Annotated in this window: 15 protein-coding genes; 4 read left to right on the top strand and 11 right to left on the bottom strand. The window is 72.4% G+C overall.

Features of this window, described 5'->3' with window-relative positions; genetic code table 11:
* Window positions 1-4 precede the first annotated feature (4 nt).
* A complete protein-coding gene (locus LNW73_RS18750; protein WP_250992961.1) occupies window positions 5-451 on the bottom strand; it encodes an SCO4402 family protein in 447 nt (148 codons plus the stop codon).
* A gap of 160 nt (window positions 452-611) precedes the next feature.
* Here LNW73_RS18750 and LNW73_RS18745 point away from each other — a divergent pair, with 160 nt between their 5' ends.
* Window positions 612-1868 carry an ABC transporter substrate-binding protein gene (locus tag LNW73_RS18745; RefSeq protein WP_250990694.1) on the top strand — a complete coding sequence of 419 codons (1257 nt, stop codon included), beginning with the start codon at window positions 612-614 and terminating at the stop codon, window positions 1866-1868.
* Window positions 1869-1943: 75 nt separating this feature from the next.
* Here the strand turns inward: LNW73_RS18745 and LNW73_RS18740 are convergent, their stop codons facing one another.
* Both LNW73_RS18740 and LNW73_RS18735 read right to left on the bottom strand, forming a co-directional pair.
* Entirely contained in the window at window positions 1944-3392 is a 1449-nt protein-coding gene (locus tag LNW73_RS18740; protein WP_250990693.1) for a hypothetical protein, read from the bottom strand.
* Window positions 3393-3644: 252 nt separating this feature from the next.
* Window positions 3645-5027, bottom strand: coding sequence for a transcriptional regulator (locus LNW73_RS18735; RefSeq protein WP_250990692.1), 1383 nt, complete (start codon window positions 5025-5027; stop codon window positions 3645-3647).
* 282 nt (window positions 5028-5309) lie between these two features.
* On the opposite strand from LNW73_RS18735, the gene LNW73_RS18730 reads away from it, so the two are divergent.
* The 3 genes from LNW73_RS18730 to LNW73_RS18720 all read left to right on the top strand — a co-directional run bounded on the left by LNW73_RS18730 (window position 5310) and on the right by LNW73_RS18720 (window position 8470).
* Window positions 5310-5984, top strand: a complete 675-nt coding sequence (locus tag LNW73_RS18730; RefSeq protein ID WP_250990691.1) for a bifunctional DNA primase/polymerase — start codon at window positions 5310-5312, stop codon at window positions 5982-5984.
* Between the two features lie 135 nt (window positions 5985-6119).
* Window positions 6120-6872 (top strand): ABC transporter ATP-binding protein, encoded by a 753-nt coding sequence (locus tag LNW73_RS18725; protein WP_250980207.1) that lies wholly within the window; start codon window positions 6120-6122, stop codon window positions 6870-6872.
* Window positions 6869-8470, top strand: coding sequence for a transporter (locus LNW73_RS18720; RefSeq protein ID WP_250990690.1), 1602 nt, complete (start codon window positions 6869-6871; stop codon window positions 8468-8470). The genes LNW73_RS18725 and LNW73_RS18720 overlap by 4 nt, the downstream gene beginning before the upstream one ends.
* A 121-nt stretch (window positions 8471-8591) precedes the next feature.
* Here the strand turns inward: LNW73_RS18720 and LNW73_RS18715 are convergent, their stop codons facing one another.
* The 8 genes from LNW73_RS18715 to LNW73_RS18680 all read right to left on the bottom strand — a co-directional run bounded on the left by LNW73_RS18715 (window position 8592) and on the right by LNW73_RS18680 (window position 16447).
* Window positions 8592-11570 carry a LysM peptidoglycan-binding domain-containing protein gene (locus LNW73_RS18715; protein WP_250990689.1) on the bottom strand — a complete coding sequence of 993 codons (2979 nt, stop codon included), beginning with the start codon at window positions 11568-11570 and terminating at the stop codon, window positions 8592-8594.
* A gap of 55 nt (window positions 11571-11625) precedes the next feature.
* Window positions 11626-12084, bottom strand: coding sequence for a pilus assembly protein TadG-related protein (locus LNW73_RS18710; RefSeq protein WP_250990688.1), 459 nt, complete (start codon window positions 12082-12084; stop codon window positions 11626-11628).
* Window positions 12081-12518 (bottom strand): TadE/TadG family type IV pilus assembly protein, encoded by a 438-nt coding sequence (locus tag LNW73_RS18705; RefSeq protein WP_250990687.1) that lies wholly within the window; start codon window positions 12516-12518, stop codon window positions 12081-12083. The genes LNW73_RS18710 and LNW73_RS18705 overlap by 4 nt, the downstream gene beginning before the upstream one ends.
* A gap of 8 nt (window positions 12519-12526) precedes the next feature.
* A complete protein-coding gene (locus tag LNW73_RS18700; protein WP_250990686.1) occupies window positions 12527-13006 on the bottom strand; it encodes a TadE family protein in 480 nt (159 codons plus the stop codon).
* An 8-nt stretch (window positions 13007-13014) separates the two neighbouring features.
* Window positions 13015-13263, bottom strand: a complete 249-nt coding sequence (locus tag LNW73_RS18695; protein ID WP_138353525.1) for a hypothetical protein — start codon at window positions 13261-13263, stop codon at window positions 13015-13017.
* An 84-nt stretch (window positions 13264-13347) separates the two neighbouring features.
* Window positions 13348-14253 (bottom strand): type II secretion system F family protein, encoded by a 906-nt coding sequence (locus LNW73_RS18690; RefSeq protein WP_250976392.1) that lies wholly within the window; start codon window positions 14251-14253, stop codon window positions 13348-13350.
* The gene (locus tag LNW73_RS18685; protein WP_250992960.1) at window positions 14250-15140 is read right to left on the bottom strand and encodes a type II secretion system F family protein; all 891 of its coding nucleotides are present in this window, start codon (window positions 15138-15140) and stop codon (window positions 14250-14252) included. Before LNW73_RS18685 ends, LNW73_RS18690 begins: the two co-directional genes overlap by 4 nt.
* Window positions 15140-16447 (bottom strand): CpaF family protein, encoded by a 1308-nt coding sequence (locus tag LNW73_RS18680; RefSeq protein WP_250990685.1) that lies wholly within the window; start codon window positions 16445-16447, stop codon window positions 15140-15142. The genes LNW73_RS18685 and LNW73_RS18680 overlap by 1 nt, the downstream gene beginning before the upstream one ends.
* Window positions 16448-16450 lie beyond the last annotated feature (3 nt).

Here is a 16450-nt window from a genome sequence, read left to right as displayed (position 1 = left end):
TCCGTCAGGCGGTACGCGTGTAGATCGCCAGGACGTCGAGCGAGCGCGGCGGCGCGTCCACGTCGTCCCCGTCGGCCGTCGCGAGCTTGACGTGCGCCTCACGGGCGGCGCGGACCGCCTCCGGCCAGGCGTGGTGCTCCAGGTAGGTGCCGACCGGCGCGTCCGCGCCCACCTGGTGCAGGATCTTCAGCACCCGCAGCACCGCGACGTCGACGAGCGCGGCCTCCTGCGAGTCGCGGAAGATCGTCCCGACGTATTTCTCGGCGGACCAGTTGTCGAGCCAGGTGTCCTCGACGAGGCGGTAGACGGCGTCGGTGACGTCGCCGAAACCGGGCACCCCGGCGAGCCAGCACTCCTGCTGGAACACCGGGTCGCTGATCATGTGCAGCGCCGAGCGCACATTGCTGCGCCAGCGCCACCAAGGCATGTCATTGAGCGGCATGCCCCCCATCGTGGAGGAGCGGGCACCGCGGCGGGAAGTCTTCTCCGAAGTCTGCACGGTGACCGATCGTACGTTCCCTCGAATCCGCACCTGTAATTCACCTGAACGTGACGCTGCGTTCGCTCGGGGTCACCCCCGCGTTGGGCGCGGAACGGAAGCGTCCATGTTCATGACTGAACGGCGTTCGCGCAAGGCTGTCCTGTTGGCTGTATCGACGACCTGCGCGGCGCTGATCAGCGGCTGCGGTGTGATCCCGGGGAGCGCGGGGGGCTCCCCGGGACCCGTGGTCGTCATGACCTGGGCACCGGACGGTACGAAATCGACCAACATGCCAGGAATGCCTGCCATGGCGCAGGCGTTCGCGGCCCACATCAACGCCTCGGGCGGGCTGAACGGCCGCGAGCTCAAGGTCCTCACCTGCAACGACCACAACGACACCGTCGAGGCCGCGAAGTGCGCGCAGCGGGCCCAGGACGAGGGCGTGGTCGCCGTCATCGGCTCGTACAGCGAGCACGCCAACAGCTTCACCTCCACCCTGGAGTCGGCCGGGATCCCGTACATCGGGGGCTACGGGATAACCCAGGAGGAGTTCCAGAGCCCGATGTCCTATCCCGTCAACGGCGGCCTGCCGGCCCTGCTGACGGGCAACGGGAAGCAACTGGCGGCCTCCTGCTCCAAGGTCAGCCTGGTGCGGCCGGACACCATCGTCGGCGACCAGTTCCCGCTGTTCCTCGACGCCGGCCTCAAGGCCGGCGGCCGGCCCGCCGCCAGCGACCTGCCGACGGCCGACGACTCCACCGAGTACACCGGCGTCGCCCAGCGGGCGGTCGGCAGCGCCCGCTCCGGCACCTGTGTCGCGGCCGTGCTCGGCGACCGCACGGACACGTTCATCGACTCGCTCCGGCGGCTCGGCGAAGAGCTGCCCGACGTCCGGTTCTCCTCGGTGATCGGCAGCATCCAGCAGTCGCTGATCGACAGCACCGGCGGCAGGAACAGCCCGCTGGAGAACGCGTTCGCCACCGGCTGGTACCCGCCGACCTCGGACCCCAAGTGGGACGCGATGAAGGAGGTCGTGAAGAAGTACGCGTTCGGCGACAACCGGATCGACGTCGCCGACCCCGGCGTCCAGACCACCTGGATCGCCTACTCGGTCTTCACCGAGGTCGTCCGGACGATGGGCGCGGAGGAGGTCAACCCGATGACCCTCAAGCGCGCGCTGGACAAGGCGACCGGCATCTCGACCGGCGGCCTCACCCCGGACCTCGGCTGGCGCAACGAGAACATGCTCCCGGTGCCGGGCCACCCGCGGATGGTCAACGCGAAGGTCGTCTACCAGGTCGTCAAGGACGGCCGGCTGGTCGCCGCGCGCACCGGATTCGTCGACATGGCGGCGACGCTCGGCCGCCAGGTGAGCCAGAGCAACTAGGGCCTGTCCGGCCACAGCGGCGTGCGCGCCGGCGGCCGCTGACGCGGGCGCCCGGACCCCGGGCGCCCGATCGGCTCAGAGCTGGGAGTACTCGCGCTCGGTCAGGTTGTGCTGCTTCGCGATCGCGTTCCAGAGCCGGACCGCGCGCTTCTTCTGCGCCGTCGCGCTACCGCTCTCGCGGTCGCCCACCGACTTGACCGGGGTGCCCTTCGCGTGGCCGCCCTTGCAGGTCTTGCCGTCGCCGGCCGCCTGGTCCGCCCAGGACGCGTACGCGTTGTCGGCCGCGGCCGACGCCGCCCACGCCTTGTTCAGCGCCTCGGACAGTTCCGCGTGCTGCGGCAGCTGGTCCACCTGGAGGGCCGCGAGCCGGGTGACGAGCGTGCCGCGCTGGCCGGCCGCCGCGCGCAGGTCGGCCGCCGCCTGGGGCAGGTTCTTGCAGGACTTGATCGACTCCACCGCGCTGACCACCGAGGACCGGCTGCTGCCGCTGTCCTTGAGGAGTGCGTCCAGGGTCTTCGCCTGCTTCGTGGCGGCGTCGTCGGCGGCGCCGCCCGGCTGCGCGGACGCCCCGGCCGACGAGGCCGGCGGCTTGCTCGCCTTGGCCTGGTCCTTGCTGTCGTCGTCGCCGCCCGCGCTGAGCGCGGCGCCCGCGGCCAGTCCGGCCAGGGCGCAGCCGCCGACGACGATGCCGATCACCGCGGCCGGGGAGAGCCGGCGGCGCGATCCGCCACCGCCGCCACCGTTCGCACCATTCGCGTTGTTCGTACCGTTCGCACCGTCATAGGGATCCGCATGACCCTGGGCGGGCGCCGGTGCCGGCGGCGCCGCCTGCACCCGGTAGGGCTGCTGACGGGCCGGCTCCGGCCTCGGCTGCTGCCGGGGGCCGTCCTGCCGGTACAGGTGGTCGTAGTCGCCCGACGGGGCGGACTGCGGCTCGTCGTACGACTGGTCGTACGAGGGCCCCTGCGGCTGGTCGTACGACGGCTCGTCGAAGATCGAGAGCGACAGGTGCCGGGTGGCCTCCGCCTCGCTCTCGGCGGGATACCCCGCCGGCCCGGTCCCCGCCCCGAAGTGCTCGGGCGTGAACGGCTCGGGAGCGAAGGGTTCCGGCGCGAACGGCTCGGCCTGGAACGGATCCGGGGTGAACGGCTCCGGGGGCGGCGACGAGCGCGGGTACGGCGGCAGGAACTGGGTGGCGTCCGCCTCCGGCACCGGTGCGGCGGCCGCGGGTGGCGCCTGGGGCATCGCGGGCGGCACCGGCGGCATCGCGGGAGCGGGCGGGGTGGCCTGCGGATACGGCGGGAACATCATCGTCGCGTCCGCCCCCGCGCCGGCCTCGGGCGGCAGCGGCTGCGCGGCGCCCGGCACCTGGTCCCACGGCTGCCCGCCGGCGGGCCGCACATGGTCCTCGTAGTGCTGCGGCGGCTGCTCCGGTGGCAGCACCACACCCCTTCGGGGCTCGGGCGTTCCCGGGTTCTGCCGGTACTGATCGTCCGGCGTCTCGTCGCCGTGTCCGCTGTGCATCGCCGGAACTCCCGCCTTCACCCGTCGTCGGACCCGTCATCGGACTCGACGGCTCACGCTACCGGGTCAGCCTGAGAACCCACCACGCACCCGATCGGGCGAGGGCCGGACAGGGCCGTGTTGACGACGGGGAAGGACCGAATGGCGAGGTATCGGCCGTCTCTTGGGGCGTCGTGCACGGCGATGTCGTTCCGGTAACGATTCCGGCGGGTGGTGATTCCGCCGGTATCGCGAACACCCGGACGACACGGCCTACGCCGCGGCCTCCTGCTCCTGGAGATGGGCGCCGAACTCCCGTACCGCGGGCTCCGCTCCGTACGGTTCGAGGCGGCGGCGGAAGTCGTCGAGGTATTCGGCACCGCGATGGGAGCGCAGCCCGGTCAGCAGGGCCACCGCCTCGGTGCCCGTGTGGCAGGCCTGCTCGATCTCGCGCTGCTGCACCTGGGCGTCGGCGAGGAGGAGCAGCCCGATCGCGCGGCGGCGCACCCGTGTCACGGGGTGGCCCGCGAGGGCCTCCTCGGCGCGCCGGGCGGCCGGTGCGGCCTGGCCGAGATCGCGGTGGCCGTGCGCCAACTCGTCGGCCAGATAGGCCTGGTCGAAGTGGGAGATCCAGTCGGGATCGTCGTCCGGCTGGGAGTGCTCCAGCGCGTCGACGGCCTGTCCTGCGACCGAGGCGAACGTCCGGGCGTCGCCGAGCAGCGCGTGCCCGCGGGCCTCCGCGGCGTAGAACATCGCCTGCGCGGTGGGAGTGACCTGCCCGCGCGCCCCCTCCTGCGCGGCCCGGGCGAGCTGCGCGATCTCGCGCGGATTGCCGAGCGTCTCGGCGAGATGGCTCATCCCGGCGGCCAGCACGTATCCGCCGTAGCCGCGGTCGCCCGCCGCCTGCGCGAGCCGCAGCGCCTGGATGTAGTAGCGCTGCGCGAGCCCCGGCTGCCCGGTGTCGATGGCCATGTACCCGGCGAGTTCGGTCAACCGTGCCACGGCGCCGAAGAGCTGACGGCCGGTCGCCTCGCGGTACGAGCCCGCCAGCAGGCCCGACACGACGCTGTTGAGGTAGTGCACGACGATGGGCCGGACATGGCCGCTGCCGAAGCGGTGGTCCAGGTCCACGAGCGCCTTCGTCGTGGCCCGCACCGCCTCCACGTCCGCCCTGCCGACCCGTGAGCCGCCGGCCCGGGCGACGGCGCCGTCGGTGCGGGTGATCAGCCAGTCGCGGCTGGGCTCCACGAGGGCCGAGGCGGCCACCGTCGACCCGGTGAGGAAGTCCCGGCGCCCGACGTCGCTGCGCCACAGCTCGCAGACCTGCTCGATCGCGCCGAGGACGGTGGGCGCGAAGTGCAGCCCGATGCCGGTGGCGAGGTTCTTGCCGTTGGCCATGCCGATCTCGTCGATGGAGACGGCCCGGCCCAGCTTGCGGCCCAGCGCCTCGGAGATGATGGCCGGTGCCCGGCCACGCGGCTGCTGGCCTCTCAGCCAGCGGGCGACGGACGTCTTGTCGTACCGCAGGTCGAGGCCGTGCTCGGCCCCGCACATGTTGACCCGGCGGGCCAAACCGGCGTTGGAGCAGCCGGCTTCCTGGATGAGCGCCTGCAGCCGTTCGTTCGGCTGCCGCGCCACCAGTGGTCGTGCGGCCATGTCGTGCCCCTCCTTCGTCGCGGGACCACGGGCCTGCGCCCGTCGTCCCGCTCCCCCTGGTGACCCCGGCGATCTTCGATAAGAGATCAATGCCCAGCACACATGACGTGAATTCACCGTTTTCACGGCATTTCTTCCAGGGCGTACGTCTCCGCACCCACCAGGGACTACCCCCATCCGGGGCCGCGTTCCCGCACGCGCCCCCGGCCGTGCACCCGTGCGCCCACGATGAGCCGCGGCTCCACCCCGTAACCCTTGGTGACCGAGGTAGTTGTGCAGCGCGTGGAAGACACCATCGGAGCCCCCCCGCAGCAGCTCACCGACCAACTGCTCGACACAGCGGTCCGATACGCGGAGGAGCGGCACTGGGACGTGCTGCCCGGCTCCTGGCTGGAGGACGACGGCGGCGGTTCACGCTGCTCGTGCGACTCCCCCGCCTGCCCGGCGCCCGGCGCGCACCCGACCCGCCCCGACTGGGCGACGCAGGCCAGCGGCAGCGCCGTCGCGGTGCGCCGGATGTGGTCCAAGCAGCCGCGTGCGTCGATCCTGCTGCCGACCGGACGTACCTTCGACGCGATCGACGTCCCCGAGGTGGCCGGCTGCCTCGCCCTGGCCCGCATGGAACGGATGGACCTGCCGCTGGGCCCGGTGCTCTGCACCCCCAACCGGCGGCTGATCTTCCTGGTGCTGCCCGGTGCGTCGGTCAAGGTCCCCGACCTGCTGCGCAAGCTGGGCTGGCCGCCCGCTTCCCTGGACCTCCTGGTCCGTGGCGAGGGCGACTTCATCGCTTCCCCGCCCACCCGCACCGGCACCGGCGGCTCCGTGCAGTGGGCGCGCCAGCCCACCGCCCTCAACCGCTGGCTCCCCGACGTCGAGGAGCTGCTGAGCCCGCTGGCGTACGCGTGCGGCCGCGAGGCGGCGGCGAGCCGGGCCCGGGTAGCGCCCGCCGGGGCCTGACAGGGCCTGCTCTAGGCTTCCCCGTGGATCAGCGGTCTCCACGGGGAAGGACGGCGCAACGTGCCGAAGACATTCGAGGCGGGGGCGCCCGACGAGGGCGCGCCGGAGCAAGGCGCACCGGATCAGGGCTACGCGGTGAGCGTCCACAACCTGTGGAAGTCCTTCGGCGAGCAGGTGGCCGTGGCCGGGATCGACCTCGAACTCCCGGCCGGACGGTTCATCGGCCTGGTCGGCCCGAACGGCGCCGGCAAGACCACCACGCTCTCCATGGTCACCGGCCTGCTCCGCCCCGACGACGGCACCGTCCTGATCACCGGCCATGACGTCTGGACCGACCCCGTCGCCGTGAAGTCCCGGATCGGCGTACTCCCCGAGGGACTGCGGCTCTTCGAACGCCTGTCGGGCCGCGAACTGCTCGCCTACACCGGACGGTTGCGCGGCCTGCCCGGCGCCGAGGTCGACAAGCGCGCCGCACAGCTGCTCGACGTCCTCGACCTCGCCGCCGCGCAGAACAAGCTGGTCGTCGACTACTCGACCGGCATGCGGAAGAAGATCGGGCTGGCCGCGGCGCTGCTCCACAACCCCGAAGTGCTCTTCCTGGACGAGCCCTTCGAGGGTGTCGACCCGGTGTCCGCGCAGGTCATCCGGGGCGTCCTGGAGCGCTACACCCGGTCGGGCGCCACCGTCGTCTTCTCCTCGCACGTCATGGAGCTCGTGGAGAGCCTCTGCGACTGGGTCGCGGTGATGGCCGCCGGCCGGATCGTCGCCCAGGGCCCGCTCGCCGACGTACGGGGCGAGGCGTCGTCCCTCCAGGACGCGTTCCTGTCGCTCGTCGGCGCCACCGAACGCGGCGGCCAGGACCTCGACTGGCTGGGCGGCGCACGATGAGCGCCGCAGCCACCCACCCGTCGGTCACTCCGGTCTTCATCCGGCTCAAGCTCGCCATCATCCGCAACGGGCTGCGGCAGTCCACCGGCCGCACCATCGGCTGGATCGTCGGCGTCGTCTTCGCGATGCTGTACGGGCTCGCCATGGGCGTCGGGATGATCGCGCTGCGCCACAGCGACTACGGGCCGGCGGCCGCCGTCGGACTGGCCGTCGTCCTCATCATCGGCTGGGCCGTGATGCCGCTGTTCCTCTTCGGCGGCGACGACACCCTCGACCCCACCCGCCTCGCCATGCTGCCGCTGCGCCCGCGGCCGCTGATCACCGCCCTGCTGATCTCCTCGCTGCTGGGCGTAGGGCCGGTCTTCACCGTCATCGTGACGGCGGGCGCGGTGTCCGCGCTGGCTGGCAACGCGGTCTCCATCGTCGTCGCGGTCGCCGCCGTCGCCCTCGTGCTCCTGCTCTGCGTGGCGCTGTCGCGTGCCGTCGCCGCCGCCAACACCCGCCTGCTCACCAGCCGCAAGGGGCGCGACCTCGCGCTGCTCAGCGGCCTGTTCGTGGCGGTCGGCGCACAGCTCGTCAACCTCGGCGCCAGCTCGCTCGCCTCGTCCGACGGCCTGGACCGCGTCAAGTCCCTCGCCTCCGTGCTCCGCTGGCTGCCGCCCGCCCCCGCGATCGACGCGGTCCGCGCGGCGGCCGAGGGCTCGTACGGACTGGCCGTCCTCGAACTCCTCTACGTCGCGGCCGTCCTGGCCCTGGTGATCCGCTGGTGGCACCACAGCCTGTACCGGCTGATGGTCATCCCCGACGCCTCCACCCTCCAGGCCGCGGAGAAGGAAGCGGGCACCGGTGGCGGCCGGCTGACCGCGCTGCTGCCCGGCGGCCGCACCGGCACCGTGATGGAACGCCAGTTCCGCTACGCCTGGCGCGACCCGCGCTCCAAGGCGGCCTGGGCGACGGCGCTGGCCGTCGGACTGCTGCTGCCGATCGTGGCCGCCGTCCAGCACGGCAGCGTCTACTCGGCGTGCTGGGCCTCCGGGCTCCTCGGCATGCAGATGTACAACCAGTTCGGTGTCGACGGCTCCGCCTTCTGGACGGTCGCCTCCACCATCTCCACCCGCGCCGACGCCCACGCCGAACTGCGCGCCCGCGCACTGGCCCTGTCGACCGTCGCCGTCCCGTATGTCACGGTCGTCACCATCGGCGCGGCCCTGCTCCTCGGCCGGCCGGACGCCGTCCCGGAGACCCTGGGGCTGTCCTTCGCCCTGCTGGGCGCCCTCATCGCCGCCGGCGCCTTCGCCAGCGTCCGCTTCCCGTACGCCCTCCCGCAGGACAACCCGTTCGGCAGCTCGGCCCCCGGCCAGGGCGGTCTCGCCGCGATCAGCCTCTTCGGCGGCGGCCTCACCGGCGCGGCCTGCTGCCTCCCGCTCGTCGGCCTGACGATCTACCTCCACGTCGCCGGCCACCACGCCTACCTCTGGATCCTGCTGCCGGTCGGCGCCGTCTACGCCCTGGCCCTGGCCGCGGCATCCCTCCGCTTCACGGCCCCCCGCCTCCTCAACCGCCTTCCGGAGATCCTGGCGGCGGTGGCGAAGGGCTGAGCACGGCGAAGGGCTGAGCACGGCGAAGGGCTGAGCAAGCCGAACGCCCGGGCGGGAATGCCCGGGCGCCGGATGCTCGGCCGGCCATTGCTCGGCCGGCGATTGCAGAGTTGGCGATTGCTCAGTTGGCGATGCTGCCGATGCTGCCGCGCCAGGTCGGAAGCAGTTCGTCCAGGAGGGCTTCGACGCGGGGCGGAAGGCCGCGGGCCGCGCCGTTGAGGGTGTGGTTGCGGGCCAGGAGGGATTCGGCGGCAGCTTCGAGGCGGGCCGGGTCGCCGGTGGCGTGGGTCGCGTGCAGGAGGGCGAGCCAGAGCCGCTCGTCGGAGCCGGTGACCGCCAGGGCGGTCTGTACGGCGGCGACGGCGGCCTTCGGCTTGCCCGCGTCGAGGTGCAGACCCGCGAGGGCGAGGGCGACCTCGGCGACGAGGACCGGGTGCTGGGCGTCGACGATCTCGTGGGCGAGCCAGCCGTAGCGGCCCGGGGCGCGGTCCTCCAGGAGGGAGCCGCGGGCCAGCGCGAGGGCGTCGGCCAGCAGCCGGCGGCGGGTCTGCGGGTCGTCGGCGCCGGGGCCCTCGGAGGCCGCGTGGTGCAGGGTCTGCAGGACGTCCCAGTCGGAGACGACCGTGCTGGACAGCACGAGGCGGCCGGTGGCGTCGTACGACATCCGCGACGAGCCGTCGGCGTCGGTGCCGAGCCAGTCGCGCAGCCGGTCGATGAGCGCGTCGCGCACGTCGTCGGTGACGCCGCGCGGCCAGAGCGCGGAGGCCAGCACCCGTGGGTGGACGCCCTCGCGGTGCAGCAGGAGCAGCGCCAGCGCCTCGTGGAGGAGCAGGCTGCGCCCGGCCTCCGGGGTCTCCAGACCGATGAGTTCGAACGGGCCGAGGAGGCGGGCGTACACCCCGGGCCGGCCCTGGTCGGTGAGGTCGACCATGAACGGCGGTACAGAGGCGGACGGTTCGCGGTCCGGGTCGGCCGCCGCGAACAGCCCGAGGATCGCCTGGTACTGGGCGGCCGGGAGCAGCTGCGCCTCCAGGTCCAGACCGAGGAGCGGGGCGAGCAGCCGGCCGGCCGCGGTGACCTCGAGTGCCCAGGCGGCGCCCGGCAGGTCGTCCCGGGCCGATGCGACGAGGTAGCCGATGCCCAGCCGGCCGGAGTCGGCGGCGAGTTCGGCGAGCCGGTCGGCCTCCTCCTCGGTGGGCTCGGTGGCGATCAGGACGAGGTGCGGGGAGCGCTGGGTGTGCTGGGCGCTGCCGGTCCTGCCGGTCAGCACGTTGTCCTGGCCGGCGGTCCGCAGTGCGGCGGAGCGCTGCGCGGTCTCGGCGGCCATCGTCTCGATGACCTCGGGGACGTCCGCGAGGTGCCGGATCCTGGCCGGCGCGAGGGCCGTGAGGTCCTCGGCGAAGCCCACGAGCGTCACCGTCATCCGGTCCGACCAGCCGTTGGTGGCGAGTTCGGCGGCGACGGAGGCGAGTACCGCCTCACGGTCGGCGCGGGCGCCGGTCAGCGACACGATGCCGGGCACCGCTTCGAGGTTGAGCATCAGCCGGGCGCCGTCGAGGGTGCCGAGGGCGGCCAGGCCCGGGTACGGGGCGCTGGCGGAGACGTCCGCGTCGGCGGGCAGGTCCGCCCGGTCCAGCCGCCAGAACGTCTGGTCCTGGCCGAGCTGCCACGGCGCGGGCGGCTGCCCCTCGGGCCAGGCCAGCTGGAGGTGCAGCGCCTCGTCGGTGAGCCACGCCGCGTAGACGGTGGGCAGCTTGCCGCCGTCCGAGGCGAGCCGTGCCGACAGGGCGCGCAGCGCGCGGTCGAGGAACGCGACGGTGTCGGCGTCCGCACCGATCCGCAGCGCGTCGGCGGCGTCCGCTTCGGGCCCGTTGGGGGTGCGGGGCGTGCGGACCGCGCCCGCGGTGACCGACTGCCACAGCGCGGTACGGCGGCGCCGGCCCAGCGCGGCGAGCAGTCCGGCCGCCAGCAGCGGGGCGCCGATGAGCGCCTCGGGCAGCCCGAATCCGTGCCCGGAGCCCTGGGATGCGGACGGTGCGGCGACGGCCGGCCCGACCGGGGCCGCTTCGGCGTGGGCGGGCTGCTCTGCGGGCTTCTGCGTGGGCGTCTGGGCCGGTGTCTGGACCGGGGTCTGGGCGGGTGTCTGGACGGGTGCGGCGTGCGCCGCGTGGGCTCCTTCGGCCGCCGTGTCCTTGACCCCGCCGCGCTCCGCGTAGTGCTGCACGTCAGGCGCGGGCTTCGGTGCCGCGACCGGCATCTCCACGAGGTCGCCGCCGCGCGCGTCGGCCGGCATCTCCATGATCCAGCCGGGCCGGATCAGGCTCGCCTTGGACAGCTTCGAACCGTCGGGCTGCGCCCGGTCCTTGTTGAGCTGGTAGATCTCGTTGTAGCGACGGCCGTCCCCGAGGTGGCGTTCGGCTATCTCCCACAGCGAATCGTGGTGCCGGCCCTCCGGCGGCTGGATCCGGTAGAACTTCGTCGCCTCCTTGGCGGCCTCCGCGGCGGCGGCCGCACCGGGCGTCACCGTCGTGGAGGCGGCCCCGCCGCCCTGCTGCTGCGCACCGGCCGCGTGCTGCTGGTGCTGCTGCACCTGCCCCGGCGTCTGCTGGGCGGTCACGGCCGGGCCGCCGCGGTGCGGCTGGTCGTGCAGGTTGCCGAGCTGCGCGAGCCCCGGCGTGAGGCTGGCGGCGCTCGCGCCGATCAGCAGCAGCGCGGCGATCAACTGGCGCGCCAGCAGCTGGCTCGGCCCGGACGCGGGCACCCGCGACGGCATCCCGATCCCGGAGATCGCGGCCTTGGTCTCCACGATCACGCACGCCGCGAACTGCGCCCACGCCAGCCACACCACGACGGCCAGCACGTTGATGAACGTCTCCGTCGTGATCGGCTCCCGCAGCACCTCCATCGAGAAGGAGTGCGGCAGCGGCGAGCCGACGATCTTCAGCAGCGCGACCGGCACACCCACGACCAGGACGGCGAGCGCGAGAAACGCCAGGAGCGCCCGGACGACGTCACCGAACGTACGGCGGCGCCGTGGCGGCTGCGGCCGGCCCGGTTGCGCGGGTTGGGCCGGACGCCGACTGGCGGTCGTGCGTGCCATGGGCTCGTTCCTCTGCCTTCTGCCTTCGGTGGTGCGGTGGATGGATCGGGGCGGATCAGCCGGTGGCGATCTCGGCCGCCGCCGTCCCGTGGACCGTGAAGTCCTTGCTGTAGAAGAAACCGGTCAGAGTGGGACTGTAGGTGAGCTGGATCCTCACCTCTACATGTTGGTCGGTGGTCTTCGCCATCTCGCAGCCGGAGGCGGCGGCGTCCGCGATGCTGAGCCCGGACCGCGCGGCGAAGTCCTTGACCCGGGCGTCGCAGTTCGCGGTGTTGATGCGCGGCGGGGCTCCCGCGGGCGCGTTCCGCAGCGCCTCCACGTCGATGTCCTGGGCCGCGTAGCGGGCGGCCTGCTCGGCGATGTCCGCGGCGCGCTCTCGCTGGTGGATCGACAGGCCGCCGTCCACGACGAAGGCGGCGAGCGTCATGAAAACCAGGGCGAACATGAGCACCGCCGCGGTGCCGGAGCCGCGGTCGTCGCGGGTCGCGGAGATTCGCGCCGTCAGCCACGTCACGGTGCTGCCCTCCGGTACGGGTCGAGCGGCGAGGCGCTCGTGGCGGTGATGGTGTTCTTGATGTTGAGCCCCAGGACCCCGAACCCGCGGACGGTGCACGTCACATCGACGGAGAAGAGGCCGCCGGCCTCGAAGCCCGCGCTGGTCTTCGTCACCGTGGGGTGGTCGAGGCAGGTGTCCGCCAGATCCGCCTCGGCCGCCGCCTGGGCCTGGCGCATCGCCGTCCCGCCGTCGCGCTGCAGCGAGCCGGCGCGGGCGGCGTCGCGGGCGGCGCTGTCCACCGCGCCCCGGCCGTCGACCAGCTGTCCGAAGGCGACCAGGACGAGGATGAACAGGATCATGACCGGCGCGAGGATCACCACCTCGATGGTGGAGATCCCCTGATCGCCGGAGTGGCCGGCCCGACGGGCCCTGTTCCGCAGCCAACTGCGCATGTCCGGCCTCAGCCCCCGATGTCCGGTACGAAGCGCTCGATCGGACCCTGCGACTGCTCGTTCACGGTGAACGTCATCCCCGGGAAGACGGTCGGCACGGTGGCGGTCACCCGGATTCCCACCGTGTTGTTCGCGGGGCCGGACGACGTCACCGTCGGGCCCTCCAGCAGATTCGGTCCGAGCTGCGATATGTAGCTCAACGCCGTCGATTTGGCCTTGGCCTCCCAGCCGCCGGGGTTCCCGTCCGCCTCGGCCCGCGCCTTGCGGGCACCCGCCTGGGCGGCGGCCTGCGCGACATGGTCGGCGAAGTAGAAGAGCCCGAACTGCACGGTCGCGAAGATCATGAAGAAGAGCACCGGGGTCAGGAAGACGAACTCGATCGCGGTCATGCCGCGGTCGCCACCGGAGCCGGCGAGACTGCCCACACCGCTGTCACCGCGGGCGGCGTCGAGCCTGCGGCGTACGAAAGACCCTGATCGGCTGCTCATCACTCCGCTTACTTGCAGGTACCCGTGTCGGTGGTGCCCGAGATGCAGTTGCCGACGTCCGTGGCCTTGCCCTTGAGCGCGTTGTTGATCAGTGCGGCGACCACACCGACGATGGTCACGACCACGGCCGAGATGATGACCCACTCCACGGCGGACGCGCCGCGTGAGGTCTCCTCCGAGCGGGCGTGACGCACCCGCCCCTGAATGAACGTGACGAGGAAATCGATCGCGGGGTGACTGATGGGCAAACGGTTCATGGTTCAAGTCCTCTCGACTCGGTGACTACGTGGATCAGACTCTGCACATCAGATGTCTCAGGCGATTCGGATGTTTCAGGCGATTCAGACCTTGAAGACCCGCATCGCGGCCGGAAAGATCAGGAAGACCAGGAAGCCCGCACAGAGCAACAACTGGGCCACGAGCATGGACTGCGACTTCTCGCCTGCCCCGCCCTCGATCTCGGAAAGCTCCCGGTGCCGCATCGTCTCCGCCCGCGAGGCGAGCGATTCGCGCACCTTCGCACCGTCGTCGGCGACCAGCCCCAAGGTGACCGACAGGTCCTTCAGTTCCTCGACCCCCAGCTCGTCGCCGAGCCGCCCCAGGGCGACCCACTGGCTCGTGCCGGTGATCCGCGCGTCCGCGAGGGCGTTGCGGATGCGCAGCAGCGCCCAGCCGTCGCCGATCTCGGCGGCGGCCATGAGCGCCTCGGGCAGACCGCGGCCCCCCGCGAGGTTCATGGAGACCAGGTCGAGGTACGCACCGATGACGCGCCGCAGGTCGCGGCGCTTGTCGACGGCGTCGCGCCGTACTTCCACATCCGGCAGGAAGAAGAAGAGACCGCCGAAGAGCAGCGCCATCCAGAGCGGGATGACGGGGTTGCTGCCGACGCCGAGCTGCCAGGCGATCGCGAACAGGAACGGGCCGAAGAACACCCCGACCGCGGACAGCATCACCTTCGTGGCGAGGAAGCTGTCCCAGCTGCGGTCGAGCACGGCGAGGTCCGCCCGCAGGGAGCGCTGTTCCCAGCCCTGCTGCAGGTAGAAGGCCGAAACGCGCTGGCCGAGCCGCCCCTTGAGGTCGGTGGCGCGCGGTGCGGGACCGTTCGACGGCCCCGCCGCGCGCAGCGCGTCGATCTGCGCGACGGTCGCGACCGCACCGCGGCGGTTCGGCATCAGCGCCCGGACGAGGGCGAAGATGCCGAGACCGGCGATGGCACCGACGGTCACGGTCAGGAAGATGCTGTTCATCGGGCGCCCATCTCCTGTCGCTCGGGTGCGTGCGTCAGGAACCGCTCCGGAGTCTCGATCTTCGACAGATTGCGCAGCCACCAGAACCCGGCGGCGAACAGCGCGCACACGACGCCCAGCACCAGCTGGCCGATGGCCGTCCCGTACGGCTCGACGAAGCTCCGGTTGAAGATCGCCAGCCCCAGCACGAAGGTCACCGACACCACGATGACGATCTGCACACTGCGCCGGGTGCTCGCGCGCTGCGCCATGACGCGCTGCCGCATGTCGACCTCCTCGCGGGCCGACTTGGCGAGGGCGCCGAGGACCTCGCGCAGACCCGGGCCGCGGAGCCGCGAGTTGAGGATGAGCGCCGCGATGATGATGTCGGCGGAGGCGTCGTTGATCTCGTCGGCGAGGTGCTGCAGCGCGTCCGGCAGGGGCGTACGCGACCGCAGCCGGTCGACGAGCGCCTCCAGGTGGGTGCGCAGCGCCGGGGCGGCGGCCCGCGCCGAGGCGGGGATGGCCTGCTCCAGGCCGACGGCGCCGGCGATGGTGTCGCGCAGCGACTCGGTCCAGGCGGCGAGCGCCTCGACGCGCTTCATCGCGGCGCGCTCCTCGGCTGCGCCGCCGAAGAGGCGGTCCCAGGTGAAGACGAGGATGCCGGTCGCGGCGCCCATCACCATCCACCGGGTGAGCGCCAGGACGACGAGTCCGCCGCCGATCGCCAGCGAGCCGCGGGTGGACAGGAAGCGGACCAGCTCGGCGGCCCGCTTGCCGTTGTCGTTGGCGGCGCCCGGCTTGGGCGCCCAGCCGCGCAGCGCGACGACGAACAGCGCGATACCGCCGCCGACGGCCGTGCCGGCCAGCAGTCCGTACAGCACGGGCAGGGAGAACACACCGGTCATCATCGCCACACCCCCGAGGGCTGGTAGCCGTTGGCGAGGAGTTCGTCCAGGCAGGACAGCGGCGCGTGCGGGTAGGCCCGCCCGTCCTGGCCCTCCGCGAAGACCTCGCTGGACAGGACGCGGCCGTCGATGCCGTTGACCTCCCGGATGGATGTGACGACACGGCGCAGGGTGCCGCCGCGTTCGAAGTCGTTGCGCCGCTGCACGAAGACGACGAAGTCGATGGCGCCCGCGACGAGCATCTGGGACGCCTCGACGGGCAGCCGCTCCTTCGCCTGGAGGGCGTACGTCGAGATGCGGTTGAAGACCTCGGCGGAGCTGTTGGCGTGGATCGTGGAGAGCGAGCCGTCGTTGCCCTGCGACATCGCGTTGAGCATGGTGACGATCTCGTCGCCGAGCACCTCACCGACGATGACGCGCGAGGGGTTCATACGCAGCGACCGCCGCACCAGCTCGGCCATCGAGATCATGCCCTGGCCCTCGGAGTTGGGCAGCCGCTCCTCGAACGCCACGACGTTCGGGTGCAGTTCAGGGAACTGGTCGAGCCCGAGCTCCAGTGCCCGCTCGACGGTGATCAGACGCTCGGTCGGCCCGATGACGTTGGCGAGCGCGCGCAGCAGCGTCGTCTTCCCGGCGTTGGTGGCGCCCGCGATCATGATGTTCTTGCGGGCGAGCACGGCGGCGCTGAGGAACGAGTGCAGTTCCGGGGTGAGCGTGTTGTTGCCGACCAGGTCGGAGAGGAAGACCTTGCCGAGCCGGGCCCGGCGGATGGAGAGCGCGGGGCGGCGCGTGACGTCCATGACGGCGGACAGACGTGAGCCGTCCGGGAGCCGCAGGTCGAGCTGCGGGTTCGCCGAGTCGAAGGGGCGCGACGACAGGCCCGAGTACGCGCCGAGCACCTGGATGAGCTCGACGAGCTCCTCGTCGGACTCGGCCACCGGGTCGGCGCTCAGTTCCCGGCCGTCCGCGTACCCGACGAACACCTGGTCGCAGCCGTTGATGTCGATGTTCTCGACCTCGGGGTCGTCGAGCAGCGGCTGCAGCCGTCCGACGCCGAACAGCGCGGCGTGCACGGCCGCCGCGTACGCCTCCTCGGCCTCCGCGTTGGGCGGCGTGCGGCCGAGGTTGATCTCGGCGCGCGCGTAGTCCTCCAGGATCTGCGCGATGACGGCGCGGGCGAACTGCCGCTCGTCCTCGGGGGACATCGCGGGCACGCCCGACGCCTGGTCGAGGCGGCGCTGCTCGGATATGCGGTCGCCCGCGTCCTGCCGGAACCGCTTGACGAGCTGGTGGTCCATCGCGCTCATCGG

Origin of the sequence: Streptomyces sp. RKAG337, from assembly GCF_023701715.1 — a bacterium.
Classification (GTDB): domain Bacteria; phylum Actinomycetota; class Actinomycetes; order Streptomycetales; family Streptomycetaceae; genus Actinacidiphila.
The sequence above is the reverse complement of the archived record's forward strand: the minus strand, read 5'-3'. Positions and strand labels throughout refer to the sequence as shown.